This is a genomic window from Chamaesiphon sp. VAR_48_metabat_135_sub, from assembly GCF_031418915.1.
Classification (GTDB): domain Bacteria; phylum Cyanobacteriota; class Cyanobacteriia; order Cyanobacteriales; family Chamaesiphonaceae; genus Chamaesiphon.
Genome location: NZ_JANOJV010000273.1, coordinates 1 through 7,337, shown reverse-complemented (window position 1 = coordinate 7,337; position 7,337 = coordinate 1). Strand labels below are relative to the sequence as shown.

General features: G+C 39.5%; 7 protein-coding genes. All 7 read left to right on the top strand.

All coding sequences use genetic code 11. The features are described 5' to 3' along the window. Positions 1–102: 102 nt before the first annotated feature. Complete coding sequence (locus tag RMO55_RS19300; protein ID WP_310429333.1) at positions 103–945, top strand: ABC transporter permease; 843 nt, start codon at positions 103–105, stop codon at positions 943–945. Positions 946–988: 43 nt separating this feature from the next. After that, positions 989–2,266 (top strand): ABC transporter ATP-binding protein, encoded by a 1,278-nt coding sequence (locus RMO55_RS19295; RefSeq protein ID WP_310429331.1) that lies wholly within the window; start codon positions 989–991, stop codon positions 2,264–2,266. Between the two features lie 92 nt (positions 2,267–2,358). Continuing rightward, complete coding sequence (locus RMO55_RS19290) at positions 2,359–3,333, top strand: hypothetical protein (protein ID WP_310429329.1); 975 nt, start codon at positions 2,359–2,361, stop codon at positions 3,331–3,333. Continuing rightward, a complete protein-coding gene (locus tag RMO55_RS19285; protein ID WP_310429327.1) occupies positions 3,326–4,318 on the top strand; it encodes an NAD-dependent epimerase/dehydratase family protein in 993 nt (330 codons plus the stop codon). The genes RMO55_RS19290 and RMO55_RS19285 overlap by 8 nt, the downstream gene beginning before the upstream one ends. Continuing rightward, entirely contained in the window at positions 4,318–5,418 is a 1,101-nt protein-coding gene (locus tag RMO55_RS19280; RefSeq protein WP_310429325.1) for a DegT/DnrJ/EryC1/StrS family aminotransferase, read from the top strand. Before RMO55_RS19285 ends, RMO55_RS19280 begins: the two co-directional genes overlap by 1 nt. Then, positions 5,411–6,280 (top strand): hypothetical protein, encoded by an 870-nt coding sequence (locus RMO55_RS19275; RefSeq protein ID WP_310429323.1) that lies wholly within the window; start codon positions 5,411–5,413, stop codon positions 6,278–6,280. The genes RMO55_RS19280 and RMO55_RS19275 overlap by 8 nt, the downstream gene beginning before the upstream one ends. Continuing rightward, the gene (locus tag RMO55_RS19270) at positions 6,277–7,155 is read left to right on the top strand and encodes a methyltransferase domain-containing protein (protein WP_310429321.1); all 879 of its coding nucleotides are present in this window, start codon (positions 6,277–6,279) and stop codon (positions 7,153–7,155) included. Before RMO55_RS19275 ends, RMO55_RS19270 begins: the two co-directional genes overlap by 4 nt. Positions 7,156–7,337 lie beyond the last annotated feature (182 nt).

Here is a 7,337-nt window from a genome sequence, read left to right as displayed (position 1 = left end):
CAAAAATTGTCGAACATGCATGGAATTGGCATCAACATCGTCATTTTTAGCTGGATCGAAAGATCTGAGTTTATTAGTAAGAAAATATAGATACTTCCCATCATGAATGCAAGAACTACAGACTCTAAACCCGAACTGCTGATTGAAGCGGGACGAGCGGAGAAACAATATTGGAAAGATCTGTGGCGGTACCGCGAACTATTTTACTTTTTGGCTTGGCGCGATATCTTAGTCCGTTATAAGCAAACAGCAATCGGTGTTGTATGGGCGTTGATTCGGCCATTTCTGACGATGGTAGTGTTTACAGTAGTATTTGGAAATTTAGCCAAATTGCCATCAGAAGGAGTGCCATACCCGATTCTGGTGTTTTCGGCGATGCTACCTTGGCAGTTCTTTGCTAATTCTCTAGCTGAATGTAGTAATAGTTTGATTAGCAATTCTAACTTAATTTCCAAGGTTTATTTTCCGCGATTGATCGTCCCAGTGAGTGCGGTAGTTGTGAGTTTTGTAGATTTCATGATTTCGGGCATCATCTTATTGGGATTGATGGCTTGGTATAACTATGTTCCCAGTTGGCGGATTCTGATGCTACCAGTATTTGTAGCGATCGCGTTTGCGGCTTCGATCGGAGCTGGTTTATTATTAGCATCATTGAATGTTAAATATCGAGATTTTCGCTTTATCGTGCCATTTATCGTTCAATTTGGACTATATATTTCGCCAGTCGGATTTAGCAGCAGTATCGTCCCCGAACAGTGGCGGTTACTTTATTCCCTCAATCCAATGGTGGGAGTAATTGATGGGTTTCGCTGGTCAATTTTAGGCGGGGAATCAAAGCTCTATTTACCAGGCTTTGCACTGTCATTAGGACTGGTGGCGGTATTGCTCATCGCCGGAATTGCCTATTTCCGCAAAATGGAACGGACATTTGCCGACGTAATTTAAGTCTGGAAACTAGATATTTAATGGAGGGATACAAGAAGAGTTTATGTCTGATACCGTAATTAGGGTCGAAAATTTAGGTAAGAAGTATGTACTGGGACATCAGCGTCAAGAACGCTATGCGACATTGCGGGATACGATCTCCAATAGTTCCAAGAACTTAGTCGATAAGTTGAAGGGTAAATCTTCAGCCGATTCAACTTATGAAGAATTTTGGGCATTAAAAGATGTTAGTTTTGAGATAAAACAGGGCGATAGAGTTGGGATTATCGGACGAAATGGAGCAGGAAAATCGACACTACTCAAAATTTTGAGCCGCATTACCGAACCGACAAAAGGATCGATCCGCATCAAAGGACGGGTAGCGAGTTTACTAGAAGTAGGTACCGGTTTTCATCCAGAATTAACCGGACGAGAAAATATTTTTCTCAATGGGGCGATTCTGGGGATGGGAAAAGTCGAAATTCAACGTAAGTTTGATGAAATCGTTGCTTTTGCAGAAGTTGAAAAGTTTTTAGATACACCCGTAAAACGTTATTCTTCGGGGATGTACGTTCGGCTAGCATTTGCTGTCGCGGCACATCTAGAACCGGAAATCTTGATTGTCGATGAAGTTTTGGCAGTGGGCGATGCTCAATTCCAACAAAAATGTTTGGGTAAAATGGAGCAAATCGGCAATGAAGGGCGAACTGTTGTATTTGTCAGCCATAATATGGCAACGATCAAACATTTATGCAGTACGGGAATTCTGTTAAAAGCTGGACAAGTTCATAAAGTTGGCAAACCTTTAGATATTATCAGTCATTATCTATCTGACGCACATGTTAGCAGTACTGTCGATCTAACTGATTGGCAAGATCGCGAAACAACTAAAGCCGCAAAAATTACAAGTTTTGTGATTACTGATGGAGAGGGTAATGAAACTACAAATTTTTCAATTGGTGACGATCTTTGCTTTAGATTACATACAAAATTTAACGAGCCAATTTTTAATCCTTCGTTTGGAGTAATTATTCATGATTCATTCGGCGAATATATTTTAGATATTCGATCGACTCATAGTAACTTTGAAGTAGGGCGAATAGACAATCTCTTAACAGTTCAGGTTCGGCTTGATAATTTGGGGCTATGCCCTGGTCGCTATCTACTCAGTCCTTGGATTAATGATGCTGCTGCTAAAGTAAATATCGATTATGTGAAGCTCTGTGCCACGATCGAAATTGAAGCAGAATCGCGATTTCACGATGTATCTCCGCTAGTTGGAAAATATTGGGTACCTTCTGAATGGACGGAGGTTAAAGCTAAGTTGAAAGTTGAAAGTTAAAATTAAACCTTGAATATTTGTTAAACAACGATATTCTACTAAGATTTTAGAGCAATTCCATCCTTCCTCGAACATGAAACCCCGATCGAACCATGAGATACTATGTTACTTTATTTGATAGTAATTACCTAACCCGTGGTTTGGTAATGTACAATTCTCTCCGCAAACATTCCGAAAGTTTTCATTTATGGGTAATTTGTTTTGACGATTTAGCCCATAAAATTCTCACAGATCTAAAGTTAGAGCATCTGACTTTAGTATCTCTGGCTGAATTTGAAGATAAGGAACTATTAAGAATCAAATCCGAGCGCAGCCAGAAAGAATATTGCTGGACTTGTACGCCTTCAACTGCACTATATGTTCTCAATACAGAACCACATGTCGATGCAGTTACCTACTTAGATGCAGATTTAAGATTCTTCTCTTCTCCAGAGCCAATTTTTGCCGAAGATAAGGATGCCTCCATTTTGTTAACAGAACATCGATATATCCCTGAATTAGAGAAGACAGCAATTACTAGTGGTATATACAACGTTCAATTCGTGATGTTCAAGCGCGACACCGAGGGATTGAAGGCTCTGAATTGGTGGCGAGAAAGATGTTTAGAATGGTGTTTTGCTAGAGCTGAAGATAATAAATTTGGCGATCAAAAATATTTGGATGATTGGGCGACAAGATTTACTGGAGTTCATGTAGTCGAGCATTTAGGTGCAGGATTAGCACCTTGGAATGTTATTCAGTATCAGATTGATTCGATCGATCGAGAGGTATTTGTCGATGAGGTTCCCGTAATTTTTTATCACTTTCATGCTTTCAAAATTCATCCATTTAATATTGGCTATTCTTGTAGTTATTATGAGATTAATGCGGCTGTTTCTCAGTGGATTTACAAAGTATATTTCCAAGAGATTCAAGCAGCATACCAACAAGTCAGAAATCATCTTCCAGGTTTTGCAGGTGGTTTAGTTAATTTACCAAAAGTCCCTAAAAATCCCTTTGCTCTATCTAAACTGATCGAGCAAGTAATTATCGACATCAGAAAAGGGAAATACTTTTATTATGCTTAATAATTACCAAGACAAAAAAGTTTTAATTACTGGTGGTTTGGGATTTATCGGTAGTAATCTCGCCATTAAACTGGTCGAACTTGGGGCAAAAGTCACCCTCGTTGATTCGATGATTCCTGAATATGGTGGAAATTTATTTAATATTAGATCGATCGAAGATCGCGTAACTGTAAATTTTTCAGATATGCGAGATGCTCCGAGTATGGCGTATTTAGTTCAAGGGCAAGATTATCTATTTAATCTAGCCGGACAAGTCAGTCATATTGATAGTATGATCGATCCGCTCACGGATCTAGATATCAATGCTAGAGCGCAAGTTATCGTCCTCGAAGCTTGTCGTAAATTCAATCCCAATATTAAGATTGTGTTTACGGGAACTCGCCAAGTTTATGGAAAACCCCAGTATTTACCAGTTGACGAAAAGCATCCAATTTATCCAACTGATGTAAATGCGATTAATAGCATCGCTGGCGAGTGGTATCACATTCTCTATCATGATGTTTACGATCTCAATACAGTATCTTTACGATTGACGAATACTTATGGCCCCAGACAGTTAATGAAGCACAATCGGCAAGGCTTTATTACCGTTTTTATCCGTCAAATTATTCAAGGCGAAGGTATCAAAATTTTTGGGGATGGCTTACAAATTCGCGATCTCAACTATGTCGATGATGTCGTAGATGCATTGTTAATTGCTGGTGCTAATCCAGCATGTTTCGGACAAGTGTTTAACTTAGGTAGCCCCGAACCGATTAATCTACTGAATCTAGTCAGACTAATGGTTGAGATTGAGGGTAGTGGATCGTTTGAGCTAGTGCCATTTCCACCAGAGAAAAAACGGATTGATATCGGGGACTATTACGGCGACTATCGGAAATTTTCTCAGCTTACAGGTTGGGAACCGAAAGTATCGCTCAAGGATGGTTTAAGCAAAATGCTAACTTATTACAAAGAAAATTTACCGCACTACCTCGATAAATAATGAATATACTTTTTGGCGATTTGAAACGGCAATATCTGCAACTACGAGAGCAAATAGATGCTGCAACTAAAACTGTTTATGAAAGCGGTTGGTTTGTATTGGGTGAAGAATGCAAACTATTTGAAGGTAAATTTGCCCATTATTGTAGTGCTAAATATGGTGTCGGAGTTGGATCTGGAACTGAAGCGATCCATCTCGCACTGGTAGCAATTGGGATCGAATCTGGAGATGAGGTAATTACCGTTGCTAATACCTGTATTCCCACTTTATCGGCGATTACCTTTGCTGGGGGGGTGCCGATTTTAGTAGATATTAACCCAGAAACATTTACGATCGATCCAGCCAAGATTGAAGCCAGAATTACCCCCAAAACTAAAGCAATTGTACCCGTTCATTTATACGGACAATGTGCCGATATGGACCCGATTCTGGAAATTGCCAATCGTCACGGTTTGAAGGTGATTGAGGATTGTGCTCAGTCTCACGGTTCTTTATATAAAGGACGAGTAGCTGGAACAATGGGTGTTGCAGGAGCGTTTAGTTTTTATCCAAGTAAGAATCTAGGAGCTTTTGGTGATGCTGGTTTGGTATTAACTAATGATGCCGAATTAGCAGATACAATTAGCAAGTTGCGTAACTATGGACAAGAAAAACGTTATCACCATGCGATTAAAGGTTTTAATAGTCGTCTAGATGAGCTACAAGCAGCAATTTTAACTGTCAAGTTGCCATATTTAGATGCGGGTAATCAAAGACGTAGAGAAATTGCGAAGCTTTATACAGCCGCTTTTAAGGATTTAGATGTTATTTGTCCCCAAGAAGCAGCAGGTAATTTTCATACTTATCATCTGTATGTCTTGCGCGTTCCGCAACGCGATCTGTTTCAGCAACAATTAGCGGAAAAAGGTGTGGCGACAATGATTCATTATCCAATTCCAATTCATCTCCAAAAGTCCTATCCTGAATGTCGAGATCAGGGTCAGTATCTAGAGATTACCGAGAAATTTGCTGGAGAAATTATTAGTCTACCTCTACATCCCGAATTGACTGATGAAGAAGTAAATTATATTATCGAATGCGTTATTAAAGTTCATGAATAACTCAAATAAAGCTAAAGATATATTGAGAGATTTAGTGCCTCCAGTGGTCCTAAAGGGCTTAAATAAGCTCAGATCTGGATCGATCGATCCTAAGTCTAACCTAGAGTGGGAATATATTCCCGAAGGATGGGCGAGACTCGATCGAGATGCTAATATCAAGGGTTGGAATGTTGAATCTGTTCTCGCTGCATATCAGGCAAATTGGTCAACTTTCATGGAGAATATTGACAATACCTTACCCTTAGGTATTTCTCCCGAATCTGGTGCCCAAGCGCGGACGAATCTAATGTTTCATAACATTATGATGGTCTATGGCTATGCTTTAGCTCTAGCATCGCATCATAAGTCGGCACTATCGATGTTAGATTGGGGTGGCGGCATCGGTCATTATTATCCGATCGGTCAAAAGCTCTTACCTGATGTCGAAATTGATTATCATTGTAAGGACGTACCCGTATTAGCAGAATACGGACAGCAATTATTTTCACAAGCTCATTTTTATAGTGACGATAGTTGCTTACAGCGAAAATATGACTTTGTTTTAGCTAGTGCCTCGTTTCAGTATTCTCAAGATTGGAAACTAGCCCTCAAAGGATTAGCCAAAGCAACAGATGGATATTTACTAATAACCAGAATACCCATCGTTCATCAAGTGCCTGGTTATGTAATAGTTCAACGTCCATATCAATATGGCTATGATACTGAATATTTATGTTGGTGTTTTAATCGAGCAGAATTCCTTAGTGCTGCAAATAATTTAGGTCTCAAATTAGTACGTGAGTTTGTCTCACAAGCTTCGCCTTTCGTTCACAATGCACCCGAACAACCAGAATACTGGGGCTTTTTATTTACATCATCATGAAACTACTAAATTTAGGCTGTGGAAAACGCATCCATACTGACTGGACAAATATCGATTTTGTTTCTACTCTCGACGGTGTAATTGCCCATAATCTTACTCAAGGAATTCCGTTTCCAGATAATTCTTTTGATGTGGTTTATCACTCCCATGTGCTGGAACACTTTTCCCAAGATACTGCTAAATTTTTTATTGCAGAATGTTATCGTGTTTTGCGCCCTCAAGGTGTGCTGAGAATCGCAATTCCCGACCTCGAACAAATTGCCAAAACTTATCTCCATGCACTCGACGGAGCGAATGCTGGAGCGGAGGATTGGACGGCTAATTATGATTGGATCTTATTAGAAATGTACGATCAAACAGTCAGAAATTGCCCTGGTGGAGAAATGGTTAAATATTTTCAGCGAGAAACAGTGCCGAATGAACAGTTTGTGCTAGAGCGATGCGGTGTTGAAGCGAAAAAAATGATTCAGGGCGGTTATCATCATTGGGAAAAAACAGTATCTACAGAATCTGTAGACAGTAAAAATCCAGTCGAGCAATTGGTGAAATCAATTTATCGAACTATCCGCTATCCGACGACTTACGGTCGAAATGTACTCAATAATGGTCGAGAATCAATTTTAAAAGTGCTATTAGGATCGGAGTATGACAATTTGCAAATTGGTCGGTTTCGTCAGCGTGGTGAGATTCATCAATGGATGTACGATCGTTATTCGCTCAGAGTTATTCTAGAGAGTAATGGGTTTAGTGATGTCGTACCGCGTTTGGCTAGCGAAAGCTATATTCCAGACTGGAAGAGTTTTAATCTTGATACAGAGCCAGATGGGAGTACCTATAAACCAGACTCCTTGTATATGGAAGCGATTAAGCAATGAGGTTCGATCGGAAATATTCTGTGGTGTGTCGATGAAAAATGTTTTGTTAATTGATGTTTCTACATGGAAAGGACATCATGAAATATACTTTAAAAATATCTTACTTACTTTAAACAAAGATAATTACTTTGTTTATGCGGTATGTGCAGATAATATGGCACTGCGTCAGTGGATGGCAGATA